The sequence below is a fragment of the Spirosoma panaciterrae DSM 21099 genome (genome assembly GCF_000374025.1).
Lineage (GTDB): Bacteria > Bacteroidota > Bacteroidia > Cytophagales > Spirosomataceae > Spirosoma > Spirosoma panaciterrae.
The window spans coordinates 51,613-72,469 of the sequence record NZ_KB893190.1 but is presented as its reverse complement, the minus strand read 5'-3'; the positions used below and the strand labels follow the sequence as shown (position 1 = coordinate 72,469).

Genomic DNA, 20,857 nt, shown 5'->3' with positions numbered 1-20,857 from the left:
GATAAAACAATGAAAATTAGTCCCGTACCTAATACGGATCTTATTTTAGCCCCTGTAATCCTATCCACTGAGAATCCCTGTCGTACTCGGGCCCAAACAGGTCTTTTACGGCCGTAATACGCAACGGCAATTTGACATCGTCTGGCTGTTCAGGGTATAAAATTTCAGTAAAAAAGCTGTATCATTGATACCGATGCATCTACGAAGACTCTTCACCGCCCTGCTCCAGTCGGTTTCGCTGACTGCCCTAGCTCAATCTCTTCCCGTTCTTGAACAGAACCCAACTGATCTGCGCTGGTATCAACTCAACACTCCCCACTTTCGCGTTCTGTATCCAACCGGACTTGATTCGACTGCCCAGCGAACGGCCAACCGGCTCGAACATCTGTATGAACCGGCAAGTGCCTCACTCGGAAAAAGCCCCCGTCGTCTGTCTGTCCTGCTTCAAAACCAAACCACGAACAGCAACGGATTTGTGACCTTGTTTCCGCGACGTTCGGAATTCTTTGCCGTTGCTCCCCAGGACCCAGGTTTGCTGGGGACCTACAACTGGCTCGATTTACTGGCGGTTCATGAATATCGGCATGTCGTCCAAAACGATAAAGCCCTGCAAGGGTATGGGCGTGTGCTCAATACATTGCTAGGAAGTACCGGGCTCTACCTTCCGCTGTTTACGGTGCCCGACTGGTTTGCTGAAGGGGATGCCGTCAGCAACGAAACCCTTTTAAGTACCACCGGAAGAGGGCGTATTCCGAATTTTGACCTCGGCATGCGGGCTAATCTACTGGCAGGCAATCGGTTCGATTACCCGAAAGCGGTGTCGGGTTCATTTCGCGACAACGTTCCGAATCATTATGTGCTGGGGTATTTTCTGACTACGTATCTAAAACGAACCTACGGTCCTGATGTGTGGAGTCGGGTATTGAATCGAAACTACCGCCGTTTTCCATGGCCTTTTGCCTTTTCGGCTAGTATTAAGGATGAAACGGGTCTGAAAACGGAGGATTTGTACCGTAAAACCATGGACGACCTGACGGAAACCTGGCAAAAACAACAGCAACAGCTTACACCTACGCCTGCTGATTTGTTTCCGGCCAGGGTTGAAAAGCAGCGGACCGCTACCCCTGTTTTTACCAATTACCAACACCCTCAGTATCTGGACGACTCGACGGTGCTGTGCCTGAAAAGTGGGCTTGGCACTACGCCCCGACTGGTGCTGTTGCGAAAAAATCAGCCCGAAAAAATAATTCAGGTACAGGGTTTTACCAATGATCCGGGGTTTTTATCGGCTAACGCATCCAAAGCCTGCTGGATTGAGTTTGGCTATGATCCGCGCTGGGGACAGCGCATCTACTCTAACATCCGTTTGCTGGATCTGAAAACCAGAAAACTCACCCGGCTGACCCATCGAAGCCGATATACAGCCGTGGCTATTTCGCCCGACAATACGAAGTTGATTGTCGTCGATAATACCGAACGCTATAAAACCCAGCTACTTGTACTCGATGCCCATACGGGCAGGGTATTGAAAACCCTTCCGAACCCCAGCAACGAATTTTACCAGCACCCACGCTGGCAGGATAATCAGTCGATTGTAACAGTAGCGCTAAAAAACGGTCAGAAAACGCTTCTGTCACTCAATACGGAATCAAATATCCGTCTCGAACTGCTTCCGCCATCCAATGAGAATATCAGCCATCCCCTACCCTGGAAACAGTATGTATTCTACAACTCACCCCGGTCGGGTATCGATAATCTCTATGCCGTTGATACCCAGTCGAAGCAGGTATTTCAGGTGACATCACGCCCCTTGGCGGCCTATCACGCTTCGGTTAGCCCTTCTGGTCATCGACTCAGTTTTGAAGACTTTTCGGCCACCGGCTACCGTATTGCTCAAATGCCCCTCAACCCTGCCGACTGGAAACCTGTGACCGAACCCGCCCGAGAAGCCCCTGTTCGCTATTTTGGTTCGTTAGCCAATCGGGAACCCGGAGCAGCCGAAGGACGCCGAATTCTAGCTGATTCCTCATTGACAACAACAGTCTATCAGCCCTCCCGTTTCCGAAGACTAGCCAATGCCTTCAATATTTACAGTTGGGGGCCTGTTTTGAGCAGCACCGGGCAGGCCCTATCCATAGGCATCAATTCACAGGATCTGCTGAGTACAACTCAACTGAGTGCTGGTTACACGTATAACCAGACCGAACAAGCCGGTAATTTTTTTACGCTTTTAAGCTACCAGGGGCTCTACCCAATTATTGATCTCAGTTTCCAGCGTGGTACCCGTTCGACATCCCTATATATCGACAAAGTGGTTCCGGCCGACAGCCTACGAACCGATCGGTGGACCTACAACCAGTTGACGGCCGGTTTTCGGCTGCCCCTCCAACTGACCAACTCCAAATACATACAGTCGATCAGCCTCTCGGCCTATTACAATTATTTGCAGGTAAGCGATTATGATCTGCCTTACCGCTACATAACCGAAGTCGGCTCATCGGGATCACTGAGTGCCCTGACGTACGGATTCAGCTATTCGCATCTATTGCGGCAAAGCAAGCGCGATGTAGCTCCACGCTGGGGGCAGACCCTTGCCGTAAATTACCGAACGACACCCTTTGGCGGTAAGCTCACCGCTGAGCAACTCGGTATTCAGGGAAATCTATTTTTACCCGGATTAGGACCGCATCACTCCCTACGTTTGCGAGCTGGTTACCAATTACAGGCGCAGGGTACGTATCAGTTTGGGGCTGCGGTATTCTATCCACGAGGGCAAGCTTATATCGCTGATGATCAGATCAAAGTGGGCAGTGTCGAATACCGGCTTCCCATTGCCGATACGCATTGGTCGTTTGGACGATGGCTGTACATTCAACGGGTTAAAGCTGCCGGATTTTTCGACGGTGTAAATGGGCAAAGTTCCATTGAAGTGCGGGATGTATATGGGCGTTTACGGGGCTATGAAACCCAGATCCATACCTTTCAGACAACGGGTCTCGATATTTCCTTTGTGTTCAATGCCTTACGCTTACGTACACCGTTCGAAGCAGGTTTCCGCAGTGTTTATAACCTCACTACGGGTCAATGGCTGATTCAACCTCTGGTGATAGATATTGGGATTTGATAAAACCTATAAACGGGATAAAAGGCAGGTGGTATATCTGCCTTTTATCCCGTTTATAGGTGTAGCACTTTCCTGCGATTATCCTTTATAAAACACCCATTTCGAGAGCTCGCGGAAAGAGACTTTTTTGCCATACATCAGGATACCTACCCGGTAAATGCGGGCCGCGATCCACGTGGTTCCTAAAAAGCCAAGTACCAGTAAGCCCATGGATAGCACCAGTTGCCAAACGGGCACACCGAAGGGTACGCGCACCATCATCACGACTGGCGAAGTAAATGGAATGATGGATGTCCAGAAAGCGAGTGGTCCATCCGGATCACGAACGGCAATCTGGGCAAACGCGATGGCTGCGATGATAGGCATCATGATCGGAAACATAAATTGCTGCGTTTCGGTCTCGCTATCGACGGCAGCGCCTATGGCCCCAAATAAGGCGCTATAGAGCAAGTACCCACCCAAAAAATAGAACAAAAAACAACTGATGATTAACGGGATATTGAGTGTTTCAACCGCTTTCATGATACTGGCAACGGGATTTTTGTCCTTCGCCATTTTCTGTTGAACTTCCTGCTGACCCGGCATTCCGTTTACCCGAGCCGACACCGCCGTTTTGGCTGCTTCCTTTTGCCCCAAGATGCTGGACCCGACTGTGATCAACCCGGTTGTTAAGGCAATCCACAACAGAAACTGGGTTAATCCTACCAAAGCAACACCAATGATTTTGCCCAACATCAACTGAAACGGCTTGACCGACGAGATAATTACTTCGACAATCCGGTTGGTTTTTTCTTCCATGACACCCCGCATCACCTGCGTACCATAAATAAGCACGGATATGTAGATGAGTAATGCACAAAAACCACTGATGATGGTTGTTGCGATACCATTGCTACTTTTTTCGCCTGCATCACTCAGGCTAATGGTCTGCGCATCCACATTGACCTTGGCATCTTCTATCACTTTTTGCGTAATACCCGCCTGCTCCAGCTTGATCGTTTCGATCTCTTTTCCGATCGCTCGTTCAATATTACTCTGTAAGGCCAGACTGACACTTTTTTCGGCAAAAATCTGAACCGTTTTGGGGTATTCGATCACATCTTTTGGAATGAACACCAGCGCATCGTAGCCCTGCTTCACAAATGACTTTTTCGCATCGGTCAGTGATTGCTTCGGATACGAAAACACCGTTTCGTTGTCGGCTTTAAACTTGTTGACAAACCGTCCGCTCTCGTCAACGACCGCTACTTTCTTCTGGTTGATGGAACTGACGGCGGCCCAGCCAATAATAGCGTAGAAGCCAAAAATCAGGACTGGTCCCAGTATCGTCATGACGATAAATGACCGTTTGCGCACCCGTACCAGGTATTCGCGTTTAATAATCAGGAAAATTGTATGCATAAGGGTTAATGATTGACTTGTTGAATGATGGGATGTTTGACTTGCTAACTACGTCAGTCGAGACAGTCAACAAGTCAGTCATGCGATCATTCAATCATTGTTTTCGCCGACGGTTTGGATGAAAATGTCGTTCATGCTGGGGATATTTTCGCCAAAAGACCGGATAGAAATCGTATCGATCAAGTGGCGGATCAGGTCGTTGACCGAGGCATCAGGCGGAATTTTAATATCGGCCCGCTGAAAATTATCTTCCAGAGGCTGGTTTCGCAGCACCTCAAAAGCCGTTGGCAGGCTCGACAGCGTACCTTGATACTCAATATGATAGGTATGCGTTTTAAACTGTTCTTTAATCGCTCGTTTCGAACCATCCAGGATTTTATGTGAACGGTTAATCAACGCGATATAATCACACAGCTCTTCAACGGACTCCATCCGGTGGGTCGAAAAAATAATGGTCTTTCCTTTCTCGCGCAGTTCCAGAATTTCGTCTTTGATCAGATTGGCATTGATCGGGTCGAAGCCGGAGAAGGGCTCGTCGAGAATAATCAGGTCAGGCTCATGGAGGACCGTTGCCACAAACTGAACTTTCTGCTGCATCCCTTTCGACAGGTCCTGAATCTGCTTATTCCACCAGGTCTTGATGTCGAATTTAACAAACCAGACCTTGAGCATCTCCATAGCCTGTTTTTCCGTCAGGCCTTTGAGCTGGGCCAGGTAAAGCAGTTGCTCCCCTACCTTCATTTTCTTATACAAACCACGCTCTTCGGGCAGGTAGCCGATTCGTTTGATATGGTCTGGCCTGAGCCGCTCCCCATCCAGAATAACCTCCCCTGAGTCGGGGGCCGTAATCTGGTTTATGATTCGAATAAGTGAAGTTTTTCCGGCGCCATTGGGGCCAAGCAGACCAAAAATACACCCTTTAGGGACAGACAAGCTCACATCATCCAGCGCCCGGTGTTCGGCATATTGTTTTATGATGTGATGGGTTTCGAGAATATTGGTCACGAGTTTCGGTAACTGATTCAGTTTAGGTTAATTCGGATTCGTTTGACGCATCAAACTACGAACATAAGGCGAGTATCTACCACCAATATACGGACGAACTGCATATGGGCCTTACGAGCGGTCATAAAAAAGGCCATACTCGAAAATGAGTATGGCCTTTTTTATGATTCAGACAATAAACAGGGAGCGACAGGACACATTCATACGATTTGCCCCTTGAAGCCGCTACCTTATTCTGTTTGAATCATAAACTTTCTCAATTATAATAGTCTCTGACCTGAAACAATAACATCAAAAACAGCAACCCTAATAAGATTCCCAGAATACTGAAGGAAAAGATACTGGTTACGATACTAATCAACTGGGCGTAATAGCTGTAGACCCAACCCGACCGCTTTCGATTGAATAAACCGGGAAGGGCCAGTATGCTTAGCACCAGGCCAGCAATCGATAAAATCATCGCTATGGTATAGCCAAATCCAACGCTAGCCCCACCCATAAACGTAGCAGGCATCAAAGCTGTCCCGATTCCTAAAAAAAGAAGAATACCAGGAGCTGCCAGAATTAATAAGACCAGCGTAACAATTGGCCAGAACTTGACAAAGCCTTCCCGAAAATTAATGGGAAATTGAAAAGGTGCTTTCGTTGTAAAATAAGGAGCTAATTCAGCTTCGAGTACGGCAGGTTGAGCCATAAGAATAAAGAGGTTTAGGGTTGTACAGTCAATCAATGATTAACCTCCTTAAAATTACAGTTTATAGTACCCGTTTACTACAATCAGCCCATGATTTATCAAACGGTAATCTCATCAGTGTCAACAGGCTGCGTCCTGAATTCCCCTTCCCATTTTGAAACCACACAGGTAGCTACGGCATTGCCAGCCACACTGGTTGCCGATCGGCCCATATCCAGTACCTGATCAATACCCAGCAACAGGCCCAGCCCTTCGAGTGGAAGATTAAACTGCGAAAGTGTACCGGCTATAATCACCAGCGAGGCCCGTGGTACACCCGCTATTCCTTTAGAAGTGATCATCAGTGTAAGCATCATGGTTATCTGTTGTCCTAACGACAAAGGTATTCCATAGGCCTGGGCAATAAAGGCGGTAGCGAAGGTCATATACAACATCGACCCATCCAGATTGAACGAGTAACCCAGCGGCAAAACGAAAGAGATAATCCGTTCTGAGCAGCCAAACCGACGTAAAGCCTCGATGGTTTGCGGAAACGAGGCCTCTGAACTTGCCGTACTGAACGATAAGATAATGGCCGAACGCACTTCTTTGAGCAGGGCAAAATACGGAACTCGGGCAGCCAGACAGATAAGCGATAGCACAACGAATATAAAGAACAAAAGCCCCCCAAAGAAGCAGAGGATCAGGTAAGCATATCCGGCCAAAATGCCTAACCCCTGTTTGGCCACTACAGCCGCAATCGCGCCTAGTACCCCAAATGGAGCAAACGACATCACATAGCCTGTGATTTTGAACATGATGTGCGAGAGTGCATCCAGCGCCTTAATCATAATTTTCCCGTACGCACCTACCGACCCTACGGCAACTCCAAAAAAGATACTGAACACAACAATCTGGAGGATTTCGTTATTGGCCAGAGCTTCGATAAAACTCGTTGGGAAAATGTGCTCGATAAAGTTAGTAAAAGTGAGCTTTTTGACTTCCAGCCCCACATCTGTTCCCTTGGCTGGCAATTGTAAATCCATCACTTCACCCGGCTTCATGATGTTGACGACCAGCAGCCCAACTACCAGCGACAAGATTGTGGCAAAGTAAAAATAAGCGAGCGTTTTCAAGCCAATTCGCCCAACAACCCCAAAATCACCCAGTTTAGCAATGCCGACCACCAGTGTCGAAAAGACAAGGGGCCCAATAATCATTTTAATGAGCCGAAGAAAAATTTTGGACAGGATGTTCAGGTCAGTTCCCGAAAAACCCGAGCCGGTATCCGGAAAAAAATAACCAATGGCAATCCCGAGCACCATGCCCAGAAAAATTCGTGTTGTCAGATTTGGAAGTTTCATGCAGTACTGGTTCAGTTCGATGGTTGATGACTTGCTAACTATTACGTTAAATACTCAATTAAGACCCTGTTTCGGAACAACTGCCGTCAGAACGACTGAAGTATACAGGAAATAGGCCTATCTGACAAATGTAACAGAATCCGTGCAGTTCCGAAAATTCGTACGTATTGGGTTTTTCGTCTCGATTTAGCAACTCGTTTAGGACAAATGAACCGTTCACCGACCGCAAACACCATTTTTTTGCATGTTAAGCAATCACCCCGTATCATGCGACCCAAACAACCATTTAATCAATAAATTCGGTTAAAAACACGTCGATAAATCGGTTTTCGGCACGCAAATTGCCCCTTCAGGATAAGATAGAAGAGATAATCGGTCACCTTGAAAGGCGTACGAAACGTAACCTCATCAACAATGACCGTTTGTTTACGGCTTTTCAGTTCAGATGGCAATCGTAGCAGGCGGTGATGATGTTCCCAGTACGTCAGAAAGAACGGGAGTTGAATACCCTTATCAATGAAGTAGATTTCCTCTGGACCCGTTTGCTGATCTGTGATCCGACTGACCCAGTCTTGGCGAAACAGGAAGAAATTTAATTGTAAATGAACCAGATCCCCGCGTGAGCAACCATCAAAACGCACCACGTTCACAGGTGGAAACGCTGGGGTTAGTTGTTCGAACAGCGCTCGATTGAAGCCTTCCCAAACCTTGGGTAATGGCTGATCTACCTTGGTTTTAAGCACAAAGCGCATAACAGGAGTACGAATAGTGGAGCAAGAAAAAAAGGAACATATTTACCTTTTACTGGAAAAGTCAATTTTAAGGTTGCCAAAAACAATCAAAGGTATATATTTACCCGTTTACCTGCTTCTTCTAACCCCCTTTGGGCGAATTTCCGGTAAGTGTATGCGTCAACTCACTCGGAGGTTAGTTTGTTGGATTTTCTCTGGTCTGCTAGGCTTTGCCAACACGCTGCAGGCCAGCCCTCCTGAGCCAGAGTACCTGACCGTACGGAATGGGCTGCCTCAGGGATTTGTCAATTCGATCATTCAGGATAAACGGGGCTTTATCTGGTTAGCAACCCGTGATGGGCTTTGCCGATACGATGGGATTCGATTTCGTATTTATACCCATGATCCACAGGTAGTGCAATCCCTTTCGTTCAGCAGTATTTACGAAATCAGGGAAGACGTACTCGGCAAACTTTGGATTCGTACGGAAAATAATCACATCGACTGCTTTGATCCGGTCACTGAGCGTTCAAACCGCATTTCTAATTCGCGTGCCTTCAGGCAGGCTCTGGGCCGTGATCAACTTATAGGCATTCAGCCCGATCGGTCCGGGAATGTCTGGGTTGCTACGCAAACAAACGGCTTTTTCCGGCTCAATGCCAATGGCTCCATCTCGCACCGGCACTGGGCCATGAAGGCCGACTCGGCTCAATCGTTTATACACGCGATCCTGATTGATCGTCAAAATCAACCCTGGCTGGCTACCCATACCGGGCTTTTTCGCTATGATCTGAATACGCAGCAGTTCATCGCCTTCAGAACAGCCCAGGGCTTGCCTCAAAACGAAGTATACCGGCTTCACGAGCGACGAAATGGGGAACTGATGCTGGGGTTTCCGGGAAGTTTCGCCCTATTCGATCCCAGAAATGGGCAAGTCCGGCGAGTCATCAATCTAACCAATGAACCAGGGCTACCTCTCTTCGCAACCGATCAGCAAGGTGTAGATTATATCAATCAGAACCGCTATACCGATCAATCGGATTTAGTCCCACTGCTCGAAGATGCTTCAGCCGAATCCCCTAAGCTGGGTCGATTTTCACCCCTAACCCTTATAGTCGATCGTTCCAACGTGCTGTGGATTGGGCTCAATGGCGATGGGGTTATCAAATACGATTTGAACAAACGCCCTTTTCAAACCTGGCCCTACCGAACCAATTTTCAGACGGATTGGCTCACTCAACAGGCAAACATACCCGCCAGCGCCATTCCTGAAGCCATACGTCAGCAGTCGCCTTCGGGGATTCGCTATTTGTTCGACGGTCGTCGGGCGCTTTGGGTCAGTAGCCTACAAACTCCTCCTTATCGATACGATGCTACCCGCCAATTGTTTGTAGCGGTACAGCCTACAGGTGTCGAAACGCGCTGGCTGCCCAACGGCAATTTTCGTTTTGCGGCACTGGCAACCGGCGCACAGGGTGAGCTTTGGGGGCTTTTAGGCCCATCAAATCAGGCCGTAGTGCGCTATAATGCCGATCTGCAAACGTTTACCGCCTTTCCACTCCCGCTACCAGCCAACCACCCTTACAACATTACCAGTATGGTTGTGGATGGAGGGCGCATCTATCTGGCAACGGAAAACCACGGGCTACTTCGAGCCGATCTGCCCAGCAAACGGCTCATTCATTGGCAAAGTGTAGCTGGCAATCCGCACGCACTCCCCGGCAACTCCTTACTCTGTCTGGCACAGGACCCGATACAGTACAACTATCTGTGGATTGGCACATTTGGCGAAGGCCTTTGCCGGCTCGACAAAATGACTGGCTATATTGAGCGGTTTCCAGTTGGTAAAGCTCTATCGACCAACGTCATATACGCCATTCGCACCGACAACAAGGGCCATCTCTGGCTAAGTACCAATCGGGGGTTATGCCGATTTGATACCCGAACACACGACGTGCGAACCTACATGGCCGATGATGGGCTTCCGAGTGAAGAATTCAAACAATTTTATGATGTTACCCTGCCCGATGGCCGGCTCATTTTTGGTGGTGTTGGTGGCTATACTACCTTCGATCCCAGCCGAATCAGCGAAGATGCTGTCAAACCCACCGTCGTACTGACTGCTTTTCGGATCAATAACCAGCTGGTAACAGCCAACACATCTGACTCACCCATCGATAAAGACATTAACGAAACGCAGGAAATTGTTCTGTCTAACCACCAGAACTTTTTATCGATTGATTTTGCAGCGCTTGAGTTCAACCAGCCCCACAAAAATCAGTATCGATATAAACTGTTGGGATTGGACAAGGACTGGATTTATAGCGGAAATATCTCAACAGCGACTTATACCAACCTAACTCCCAAAACGTACACGTTTATAGTGAATGCCTCCAATACATCAGGTGTCTGGAGTCCTCACACACATGCGTTGCGTATCGTCATTGAGCCTCCACTTTGGGCCACCTGGTGGGCGTATACCCTTTATGCCCTGCTGCTGGTGGGAGCACTGCTTTTATTTATTCGAATCCGAATCCGCCGATTACACCAGAAGAACCAAATGCAGCTCCGTGAGCAGGAGTCCATTCAGCTCAAACATCTCGACGAGGTCAAATCACGGTTCTTTGCCAATATCACTCACGAGCTTCGTACTCCATTAACCCTAATTCTAACACCGTTAGAACAGGTATTGACCGATACAGCCGATTCTCCCTATTTCAATCGTCTGGCCCTTATCTATCGGAATGCCAATCGATTACTACGACTGATCAACGAATTGCTCGATCTGGCCAAACTCGATGCCGGAAACCTGACGATCACGCCAAGCCCCGGCGACCTACCCGAGTTTATCCAGCGAGTAGTTGCTGTTTTTACAGATGAAGCCCAGCGTAAACACATACAATTAAACCTGACCCATCAGTTTACGCAGCCTTATTATTGGTTCGACCCAGACAAAATCGAGAAAATCCTGGCAAATCTGTTGTCGAACGCCTTTAAGTTTACCAACGATAGCGGGACGATCACAATTCAAATCACGGTTGAGCCGCTGGACCCGGCTCTCTCTAATTCAGCCAATACTGATCTGATTCGCGTATCGGTTCATAATACAGGTCCTCCGATTCCTCCCGAAAAACTGCCGCACATTTTTGACCGCTTTTATCAGGCCAATCCACTGGCCGAAGGGGCTGTCGGTGGGTCAGGTATTGGCCTGGCTCTGGTTAAAGAGTTGGTCGAAATAATGCAGGGAACCCTATCAGTAAAAAGTAAGCCGCTGGATGGAACCACCTTTACGGTCTCTCTTCAATGCCGACAAGCCCGAGCGGAACTCGTAGCCGAGCAAGCAACAAAATCAGAGCTGATGGCCCCATCAACTGCTACTGAACAAGTTTCGACGATACAGGAGGCCCCCGAAGAAAAAGTGTTTCGTCTGTTGCTGGTAGAGGACAATGACGAGCTGGCCGATTACATTGTATCGACTCTGAACCCCGAATGGCGTGTCAAGCGGGTTAACAATGGGCAGACTGGGGTTAATACCGCCATGGCAGAAGGTCCAGACATGATTATCAGTGATGTCCTGATGCCTGAAATGGATGGTTATGAGCTTTGTCGCCAACTGAAAAGTAATCCGGTAACGAGTCACATTCCTATCCTCCTCCTGACGGCCAAGGCATCGACTGAGAGCCGTATAGAAGGACTATCGGCTGGAGCCGATGATTACCTGGCCAAACCATTCCAGGTCGCCGAACTTCAGGCCAGGGTGCGCAATCGCCTGGAACATCAGCAGCGGATGCGTCAACATTTTCGGACCCAACTGTTGCGTCAGGGCAATTTACCTACGACCAGCCAGGACCCGCAGGACGAGTTTATGAACCGAATTTACGCGATACTGGAAGAGCGACTCGACGATTCGACGTTTGGCGTAGAACCGTTAGCGATGGCTATTGGCATGAGTCGGATGCATCTGAATCGAAAGGTAAAGGCTATGTCGGGGCTTTCGCCTAACGAACTGATCCGAATGGTCCGGTTGAAGCGGGCCGCCGAATTATTGCTAACTGGTGTATCCGTATCTGAAGTAGCCGACCGGGTAGGCTTCGATACACCTGCTTACTTCTCCAAAGTGTTTAAAGACCAGTACCACGTAACCCCCTCCGAGTACGTTGATCAGAACCGTCATGAAGTAGCCTGATCCGGTTTCCATTTAGTACAATTTTACTACAGGTTTATCCATATCAAACTGTTGGCTGGTGCTTACTCGGCTATTTGTAGCGTATTATTACCTCTATACGAACCGTATGTTACAAATTTTATAGTGCTTGTTACGAAACAGCAAGAGCAGAGCGGCCATTGCGATTAGTATTGCGTAAGTATTACTTACTCATCGATCTCAAGAAAAGTATTACGCTTATGTCAATGTCCGTCTTTTCTTTTTCGAACCGGTCAACACCAATGGAATGGCCCCCTCTCAAGCTTTACCTTCGGGAAACAGGTCGTCAGCTTTTTTCAGTATCAGATTTAGTCTATCTACAGGCCGTTGCCAACTATAGCTGGTTGAACTGGGCTGATGGTCGGCGTATGCTGATGCCCCGCACCTTAAAGTATTATTCTCCACAACTGCCTGCTGAGCTTTTCATTCGCCTTCACCGCAACTGCGTCGTCAATCGGCAGTTTGTTGAACGGTTAGAGCGGACCGAAACAGGTGGTCTGGTCCATTTAACTACGGGTGAAGTTCTACCCGTATCACGCCGTCGCTGGAGTTTGGTCCGCCGGCAATTAACGAATCAGCGTTCGTATGTAAATTAATTACTTTCTGCTTCTTCTACCAACGACTTTCCAGTGATTCATGGGGCTTCTTTAAGCGGCCACATAGGTTCACTGGAAAGTCGTTTTTTATAGGCTCTCCTGTAGCCCTCCCCTCGCGTTCACAATCAGCATCACCTAAGAAATCTACTTATTCTCCAGAACAATTTCCATGCCAGCATCACCGTCTACTTTAAAACTCCCTAGGGTTGATCTGTTCCATTACATAGCGCCTTGAAAAATTTTAAAAATTTTCAAGAAAGCCTGTAATGTTTTACTATGCCAGTCGTCTTTGCCATTGATATGGATTTACAAGCCTTCAAACAACGCATCTTACCCGTTCAGGGACGCCTGTTCCGCTTGGCGCAATTGTTTCTTCGCAACCGTGAAGAAGCCGAAGACGCCTTACAGGATGTATTGTTACGGCTATGGACCAATCGACAACAATTAGAAGCCTACACGAGCATCGAGGCACTAGCCGTACAGATGACGAAGAATTTGTGTCTGGATCGGCTAAAAGCTCATGCCAGACGCAAGTACACCGATGAATCTACACTTCTCGGCATTCAGGCTGAAGACGCTTCCCCCTATCGACAGGTTGAAGTAGCCGACAGTGCTGATCTTATGCGAACACTCATCGACGATCTGCCTGACCAGCAGAAGCTCATTCTCCACCTGCGCGATGTTGAAGAATATAGCTTCGAAGAGATCGAACAGGTAACGGGGGTCAGTATTAATAATATACGTGTGATTTTGTCGAGGGCTCGCCAACGGCTACGGCAGAATTACCTTAAAGTCAATGATTATGAAGCCGGACATTGAACAACTGCTGGAGAAATACTACGAGGGTGAAACCACACTTCAGGAAGAAAAACTGTTACGGCAGTTCTTTCAGGAGGGTTCGATCCCTGCCCATTTGCAGAGCCATGCCGATCAGTTCCGGTATTTTGCCAATGCCCGGAACCAACATCCATCCTTTGCTTTCACAAGTAAGTTAGCCGCCAAACTCACGGCGTCCGAACCAAATCGTTTTGCTGGCTTTACTACCTGGGTTCGTCGATTAGCGGCCAGTGTATCCCTGATCATCCTGGGCTTTGCCGGAGGCCTGGTTTATAACCACTGGCGCTCGGATTCAGCAGGTGGCATTACCTCGTCGGCTGAAACTCCATCTGCCATAGCGATGAAACAGGTGCTACAGTTTGAGCATTTACCGAAAACATCAGCCAGCGAGCGTATCCAGGCGGTCAATCAAAGCTATGAGCTAGAACAGATCGATCAGGACATTACCCAATTGCTCATCAACACCCTGAATTTCGATGCCAATGTAAACGTACGATTAGCGGCCTGTCAGGCACTTACTCACTTTGCCAATGAGCCGGGGGTGCGTGAAGCCCTGATTCAGTCGCTAAAAATTCAGACCGACCCTAACCTGCAAATTAGCCTGATCGATGCCCTCGTCACGATGAAAGAGAAACGTGCCGTCGATGAAATGCAGCGGTTGGTACAAAATCAACAGGTGCTGGATGCCGTTCGTCAAAAAGCGGAAGAAGGCATTAATCATCTGGTACAGGGACGGGGTTCACCTTCCTGATCTGTTAGTCATCTCTTCTCTTTCTTTTTTTAGTCTACATTTTCCAAATACAACAACCATGAAAACGCTCCTAGTATTGAGTGCCAGTCTCTTATTGTGTCTATCCAACGCCCAGGCACAGGAATACAAAGCCAAACTATCCAATACCAAAGACAAAAAAGTAACGATTGACATTGATGCGGGTGACCTAAGAATCGAGGGGTACAACGGGGATGAGGTCGTGATTCAGGCGAACTCCGGGTACGAAGCTCCTCCCGAACGCGCCAAAGGGCTAAAACCGCTTTACTACACGGCTGTAGATAATACAGGGCTCGGATTGGCGGTAACACCCGAAAGTGGTGGCCTAAAAATCGAAAAAGCGACCCGAAAGTCAATTAAGTATACGATCAAACTTCCACGAAAAGTTGGGATACTTTATCAGCAGACCAACTGGCAAAAAGCAGACGTTAGCATCAGCAACATGGACGGTGATCTGGAACTCAAGACCAACAACGGCTCGATGGAGCTGAAGAATGTGACTGGACCCGTCGTGGCAAACACGACCAACGGCGAAATAAACATCGTCTTTTCGAGTATCGATCAGGAAAAGCCGACAGCCATTTCGACCATCAATGGCGAAATCGACATTACGCTACCAGCCAGCACCAAATCGAACATGAAGCTCCAAACCATTCATGGTGAAATGTACACGGACTTCGATCTGGGTATCAAGAATTCTAAAGATGGGTTGGCACGGGTAGGTGGTAGTCATTCGATTAATGGCACAACCAATGGCGGTGGCGTTGATATTCAACTCAAGACGATTAACAGTAACATTTATATCCGTAAGCAGAAATAAACACATCGATCAACTTAACTCCCATGAAAAACAGCCTATTCCTATACTCGATTGGGGTTCTGTCCCTGCTTATGCCGTCTGCCATTGCGCAACGGATCGTTCAAAAAACAATGCCTGTATCTGCTAATCAGTCGGTCAATCTTAATCTACGTTTTGGCGACAGTATTCAGGTTCGTTACTGGGACAAGCCCGACCTGTCGGTGCACATAGCTGCCACCATCAATGGCGGTAAACTGGATGATGCGCTGGTTGTCACAACCAATTCTTCTGACAGCGAAGTGAGTGTAAAAACGGATTTCGACAAAGAGAAAGTAAAAGAAGGCAAAGCCGAAGATTGTCCGGGCGATGGCCATCGGTGGCAGACCGACTCCAATGGTAAGTCGTATTATGTATGCAGCAAAATTAACTATGTCGTCAATCTGCCCCGTCATGCCCGGCTGAAACTGGAAACCATCAATGGAAACATTGATATTCAGGGAGCTACTGAAGCGGTCTACGCTAAAACGATCAGTGGTTTTGTCGATATGAGCTGGCCCAGGTCGAAAGGCGCTAACGTAGCGATGAAAACCATTACCGGCGAGGTCTATTCCGACATGGAAATTGCCTTTAAGAACAAAAAAGATAAAAATCCGATAGTTGGTTACCTGCTTGAAGGCACGCTCAACGGGGGCGGCCCAAACGTTCAACTGGAATCAATCAGCAATAATATCTACCTCCGAAAGAAAGACTAGGTCTAGCGCTTTTCTGGTAACGGGCGGCAATCCGTAAACATTCGCTCATAGGGCGGGTTCAATCAGGCAACCATTGTTCCGTTGAATCCGCCGTGTTTACATGCCACTCCCTTCCGAATCCGCATCGAAGACCTGGGTTGCCCATGAACGACTAACCAAAGCGTATGGTACCCAGGCTATTCAGGGCTATTCTGACCCAATCCATGAGTTAATTGGGACGATTCTTTCGCATCGTACAACGCATGCCAACGAGGTTATTGCCTATAAAACTCTTCGCGAACGGTTTCCCAACTGGGAGCAGGTTCGGGACGCCCCTCTTTTAGAATTAATCGATGCGATCAAAACCGTTACGTACCCCGAAGTCAAGGCGCCTTACATACAAAATTTGCTAGCGCATCTTTTCAGGGAAACGGGTTCGGCCAACATTGATTTTTTAAACGATCTGTCCACCGAAGAGGCTATGCACTGGCTCACAAGTTTACCAGGTATTGGCTTAAAAACGGCGACCCTGCTCCTGCTTTTCAAATTCCACAAACCTGTTTTACCTGTCGATACCCATGTTCATCGGGTCACCCAGCGTCTGGGACTTATCGGGCCAAAAGTGAGTGCCGGGAAAGCCCATTCCGTACTTCTGTCCTATTTGCCTAAAGAGCCGCTGGTGCTGTTTAATTTTCACAAACATTTTTATTGGCATGGGCAACGAACCTGTACCTGGTACACACCCAGATGCAACGAATGCCTGCTACAGGATTTATGCGATTTCTATCAACAGGGGGGTAAAGCCATCTTGAGCAGCACGCCCATCCGCAAAAAATAACGCCCAAACCGACGAAACAGGAAAGTGCCTGACCAAACCGAGCGAGCCCCGATAGGCACTACTCTATCGGGGCTCGCTCGGTTTGGGTAAACGCGAATCAGTTCTTATTCCCGTATTTCTTTTTGTAGAATTCTTTTGATTGCTCTACCCAGTTATCTCGCTCGATGCGCCCAGGGAAGAATTCGATGATCTCATTAACTTTATCGATATCATCTTTAGTAAAGTTAGCGACCTGCCGAAACGTATAAATGCCCAAGCTATGGAGCTTACGTTCCAGAAATGGGCCAACCCCAACAATGTCTTTCAGATCATCAGCTTCCGAAGCGGACGCCCGACCGATTCGATCAAAGTTTATTTCACTGGCCCGAGCGGCAATCCGATTGAGTACAGCCGATTCAGAATTTCCAGCAACAATGGGCATTTCAACCGAAGCAGGCTGTATTTCTGGAACCACTGGGGCAACTGGCGTCGAAATTACCACCGGCTCCTCAACGGGCACGTTTACCAGAGGGACTACCAGATCTTCATTGATGAGTTCGGGGGTATCGTCAGGCGCTATAGCTGGCAATAACGGATCAGCATGGACGTAAGCTGGAGGAGTTTCTAAAATCGGCTCAGTACGCATTGGTTTTACACTAGTCGCCTTTCCCGAAACTTTGGCCCGGCGGCACTCTTCCAGTTCGTTCTCTTTTTCTGCTACTGCTGTCCGAAGCGCATTAATACGCCCAGCTAAAATCAAACGGCCCAACAACCAGCCAATAAAAGCGGCCAGAGCCAGTAAAATGAGTATTTCGGAAATAGCCACCGGGCGGCTAAAAGGATCTAATCCAAACATAACGGATTATGGTTTAAGGAATTTAATGGTTCAGATTCCATATTTCGTTCTATTGACCATTGCCAACTCGAAACCTGGATTCAGAGACCTGACGTTTATTTTTTCTTTGCCAACTGATTGGCCTGCCCTACCCAATCGTCGCGTTCGATGCGACCGGGAAAAAACTCAATGATATCGTTGACCTTATCAATATCTTCCTTGTTGAAATTGGCAATTTGCCGAAAGGTGTAAATACCTATCGCGTGTAGTTTCTTTTCAAGAAACGGCCCAACACCCACAATTTCTTTAAGGTCATCGGATTCAGTAGCCGATGCCATACCAATACGCGTAAAATTGAGCTCATTGACCCGCGACCGGATTCGGTTTAACACCATCGTTTCACTATCTTCAGTACTAACTACCGATACAGCTTCCCGATGGCAGTCGTCAACAGCCCGCTCAGTACTGGCCAGCTCACCTTCCAGTTCCCGAATGGTTCGTTGCCGTGAAATGTAACCGATAATAAAACCCAGTACAGCCGACACAACCAGCATAATGATTTGCTGTAGCTGTGCGTTAGGAAGATTTAGGGGATTTAAGTCAAACATAGATTCGTAGAGAAGTTTATAAGATTCGGACTTGATGGCTCCAGCCGTTCATAGCCGTCGTAAAACCATCAAGCCGGATAAGTTAGAATAGACTCACTGAACAACCACCGTTACCCGTCGATTTGCTTTTCGACCCGACATGGTACTATTATCGGCTTTGGGTTCGGTTTCACCTTTCGCTTTTACAATGATCTGCTCCGACGAAACTCCTGCTTTACGCAGTCTGGCTTTTACATCGTTAGCCCGATCACGGGACAGTTCCATATTTACATTTTCAGGACCCGAGCTATCCGTATGGCCTGTAAGCAGAAGCTTTTTGTCTTTATGCTCAGCCAGGTAGCGAATGGCTTCACCGAAGAATTTTTTCGTATCCTCGGTTTTAATATAATTCGATTCGCCCAACTGGAAATACAGGTCAATAGGCTTGAAAACTGACGTAAACTTCTCGCTGTTAGCCAGTTCCTTTTCCGTAACTTCTTTTGTAATCTTGATTGGTTCGGATGTAGTACCGGCCACTGGCTCAGCTTCGACCGGCTTCTCTACCCCGGCAAAGGCAAAATCGAGTCCACCATAAAGTGAATCTCCTTTGGCTGTAAAGGCCAGGTTCCGCTCTTCAGCCGATGTCGTAATCGATCCGGCCGGAATGCCCTGCTGAACCAGATACTGCTTTAGCCCTTCGGCTCGTGCAATACCTAAATTGGGGAAAGAGGTGGAATTCGTTTCATTTGCTGAATAATAGCCCTTAATTTCGAGGGTTCGACCTGGATTGGCTTTCAAATAAGCAACCATGGCATCCAGCGAGCCCCCCAGACTATTCATGTTGGCATTAGCTCCCGATTTCGCAAAACTAAAATTGCCCGGAAATTCAAGCTTGAACCGATCGCCATCCGCTATCATAAACGCGTTTGCGGTAGTCGGAGCTGCCGTTTCTTCGGTGGTTGCCGGAGTTGCTTTTACGTCATCTACGCATAGCTGTTTAATTTTGCAGACATGCCACCAGGTCGACCCGGCCATCCACAAACCAAGTAAGATAATCCAGGGAATTTTGTTCGTTAACATACTAAACAAGGGTTTACAGGTACTGTATACAGTTTGCTGCTTTGAGACGAACTTACGTGAAAAGGTTGCTCAAAAATACACGCAAGTCCTTCAAATCCAAATGATTTACAAAGAAGACGGTCTATGCCCGTCTTGGTCACTGTATTCGGCTTGTGGAAATCCGTTGCCAATTTGTTGATGTATCAGCCCACCCGAACCACATGACTGCTTAAACCGTATACGATTACCTGTGAATCATACATCTTTTATCATCAACTCAATTTATGCTTATTGACCTTCGTAGCGATACGGTTGCCCACCCTACGCCTGCCATGCGCGAGGCTATGTTCTCTGCCCAACTCGGCGACGACGTTTTTGGCGACGATCCTACCGTAAATGCGCTTGAAGCCAAGGCGGCTTCGCTATTTGGGATGGAGGCCGCGCTTTTCTGCGCTTCGGGTACCATGACCAACCAACTCGCTATTCGCACACATACGCGCCCAGGTGATGACGTTATTTGTGATTACCTTTCTCATGTCTATCAATATGAAGGGGGAGGTATATCGGTGAATGCTCTGGCTTCAACCAGCCTAGCACATGGTATTCGTGGCAAACTCACGCCCGACCTTATACGCGAACACATCTATAATCGTGCCGATCCGCACAAACCGCTTTCCCGGCTCGTCGTTCTGGAAAATACGATCAATAAAGGGGGGGGCTGTTACTATACAGTTCCTGAAATTGCAGCGATCCGGCAGGTATGTCAGGAGCATGGCTTGATTCTGCATCTCGACGGTGCCCGTCTGTTCAATGCGTTAGTCGAGACGGGAGAGCCAGCTACGGCTTACGGGCAGCTATTCGATTCTATCAGCATCTGTCTGTCGAAAGGGCTGGGGTGCCCAATTGGATCACTGCTTCTTGGCCAATCGGATGTTATTGCACAGGCCCGACGTTACCGCAAACTGATGGGAGGTGGCTGGCGGCAGGCGGGTTTTCTGGCAGCAGCCGGTATTTATGCGCTTGATCATCACATTGACCGACTTAAGCAAGACCATGCCCGGGCCCGAAAAATTGGTGCCTTGCTCGAACGCCTGCCCGAAGTACAGGAGATTTTACCAATCGACACGAACATCGTCATTTTCAGACTTCCCGAAACAATTCTGGCTACAGATTATGTTGCTAAGTTAGCCGATAAGGGCATCCGCAGCGTCACGTTTGGGAAGCACCTCGTGCGCTTTGTCACGCATCTTGACTTTACCGATGAGATGCTGTCGGAAATGGAACTCATTCTGAACCGGGATTTTCACTGATTTTACTGATTAGCC

At 48.0% G+C, this 20,857-nt stretch carries 17 protein-coding genes; 9 read left to right on the top strand and 8 right to left on the bottom strand.

From position 1 onward, the window contains the following. The first annotated feature begins 193 nt into the window (after nucleotides 1–193). Nucleotides 194–3,124, top strand: a complete 2,931-nt coding sequence (locus B153_RS0119140; RefSeq protein WP_020598356.1) for a TolB-like translocation protein — start codon at nucleotides 194–196, stop codon at nucleotides 3,122–3,124. Between the two features lie 78 nt (nucleotides 3,125–3,202). On the opposite strand, the gene B153_RS0119135 is transcribed toward B153_RS0119140, so the two are convergent. The 5 genes from B153_RS0119135 to B153_RS0119115 all read right to left on the bottom strand — a co-directional run bounded on the left by B153_RS0119135 (nucleotide 3,203) and on the right by B153_RS0119115 (nucleotide 8,319). Next, complete coding sequence (locus tag B153_RS0119135; protein WP_020598355.1) at nucleotides 3,203–4,525, bottom strand: ABC transporter permease; 1,323 nt, start codon at nucleotides 4,523–4,525, stop codon at nucleotides 3,203–3,205. Between the two features lie 90 nt (nucleotides 4,526–4,615). Beyond that, on the bottom strand, nucleotides 4,616–5,530 hold the full coding sequence (locus B153_RS0119130; protein WP_020598354.1) for an ABC transporter ATP-binding protein: 915 nt from the start codon (nucleotides 5,528–5,530) through the stop codon (nucleotides 4,616–4,618). 256 nt (nucleotides 5,531–5,786) lie between these two features. After that, a complete protein-coding gene (locus tag B153_RS0119125; protein ID WP_020598353.1) occupies nucleotides 5,787–6,224 on the bottom strand; it encodes a hypothetical protein in 438 nt (145 codons plus the stop codon). Nucleotides 6,225–6,322: 98 nt separating this feature from the next. Beyond that, nucleotides 6,323–7,567, bottom strand: coding sequence for a dicarboxylate/amino acid:cation symporter (locus tag B153_RS0119120; protein WP_020598352.1), 1,245 nt, complete (start codon nucleotides 7,565–7,567; stop codon nucleotides 6,323–6,325). A gap of 290 nt (nucleotides 7,568–7,857) precedes the next feature. Beyond that, on the bottom strand, nucleotides 7,858–8,319 hold the full coding sequence (locus B153_RS0119115) for an SRPBCC family protein (RefSeq protein ID WP_020598351.1): 462 nt from the start codon (nucleotides 8,317–8,319) through the stop codon (nucleotides 7,858–7,860). A 154-nt stretch (nucleotides 8,320–8,473) separates the two neighbouring features. On the opposite strand from B153_RS0119115, the gene B153_RS0119110 reads away from it, so the two are divergent. The 7 genes from B153_RS0119110 to B153_RS0119080 all read left to right on the top strand — a co-directional run bounded on the left by B153_RS0119110 (nucleotide 8,474) and on the right by B153_RS0119080 (nucleotide 17,072). Beyond that, the gene (locus B153_RS0119110; RefSeq protein ID WP_020598350.1) at nucleotides 8,474–12,484 is read left to right on the top strand and encodes a hybrid sensor histidine kinase/response regulator transcription factor; all 4,011 of its coding nucleotides are present in this window, start codon (nucleotides 8,474–8,476) and stop codon (nucleotides 12,482–12,484) included. Between the two features lie 260 nt (nucleotides 12,485–12,744). Then, entirely contained in the window at nucleotides 12,745–13,098 is a 354-nt protein-coding gene (locus B153_RS0119105) for a LytR/AlgR family response regulator transcription factor (protein ID WP_020598349.1), read from the top strand. Nucleotides 13,099–13,374: 276 nt separating this feature from the next. Next, a complete protein-coding gene (locus B153_RS0119100; protein ID WP_020598348.1) occupies nucleotides 13,375–13,917 on the top strand; it encodes a sigma-70 family RNA polymerase sigma factor in 543 nt (180 codons plus the stop codon). Further along, entirely contained in the window at nucleotides 13,901–14,686 is a 786-nt protein-coding gene (locus tag B153_RS0119095) for a HEAT repeat domain-containing protein (RefSeq protein WP_020598347.1), read from the top strand. Before B153_RS0119100 ends, B153_RS0119095 begins: the two co-directional genes overlap by 17 nt. Before the next feature lie 58 nt (nucleotides 14,687–14,744). Further along, nucleotides 14,745–15,524 (top strand): DUF4097 family beta strand repeat-containing protein, encoded by a 780-nt coding sequence (locus tag B153_RS0119090; protein WP_020598346.1) that lies wholly within the window; start codon nucleotides 14,745–14,747, stop codon nucleotides 15,522–15,524. Nucleotides 15,525–15,547: 23 nt separating this feature from the next. Continuing rightward, on the top strand, nucleotides 15,548–16,255 hold the full coding sequence (locus B153_RS0119085) for a DUF4097 family beta strand repeat-containing protein (RefSeq protein WP_020598345.1): 708 nt from the start codon (nucleotides 15,548–15,550) through the stop codon (nucleotides 16,253–16,255). Between the two features lie 100 nt (nucleotides 16,256–16,355). Further along, on the top strand, nucleotides 16,356–17,072 hold the full coding sequence (locus B153_RS0119080; protein ID WP_020598344.1) for an endonuclease III domain-containing protein: 717 nt from the start codon (nucleotides 16,356–16,358) through the stop codon (nucleotides 17,070–17,072). Nucleotides 17,073–17,169: 97 nt separating this feature from the next. Here the strand turns inward: B153_RS0119080 and B153_RS0119075 are convergent, their stop codons facing one another. From B153_RS0119075 to B153_RS0119065, 3 genes are all read right to left on the bottom strand, one after another. Then, complete coding sequence (locus B153_RS0119075) at nucleotides 17,170–17,907, bottom strand: hypothetical protein (RefSeq protein ID WP_020598343.1); 738 nt, start codon at nucleotides 17,905–17,907, stop codon at nucleotides 17,170–17,172. 95 nt (nucleotides 17,908–18,002) lie between these two features. Continuing rightward, on the bottom strand, nucleotides 18,003–18,494 hold the full coding sequence (locus B153_RS0119070) for a hypothetical protein (RefSeq protein ID WP_026262269.1): 492 nt from the start codon (nucleotides 18,492–18,494) through the stop codon (nucleotides 18,003–18,005). A gap of 93 nt (nucleotides 18,495–18,587) precedes the next feature. Continuing rightward, nucleotides 18,588–19,553, bottom strand: coding sequence for an OmpA family protein (locus B153_RS0119065; RefSeq protein WP_020598341.1), 966 nt, complete (start codon nucleotides 19,551–19,553; stop codon nucleotides 18,588–18,590). A gap of 263 nt (nucleotides 19,554–19,816) precedes the next feature. Here B153_RS0119065 and B153_RS0119060 point away from each other — a divergent pair, with 263 nt between their 5' ends. After that, a complete protein-coding gene (locus tag B153_RS0119060; RefSeq protein ID WP_020598340.1) occupies nucleotides 19,817–20,842 on the top strand; it encodes a threonine aldolase family protein in 1,026 nt (341 codons plus the stop codon). Nucleotides 20,843–20,857 lie beyond the last annotated feature (15 nt).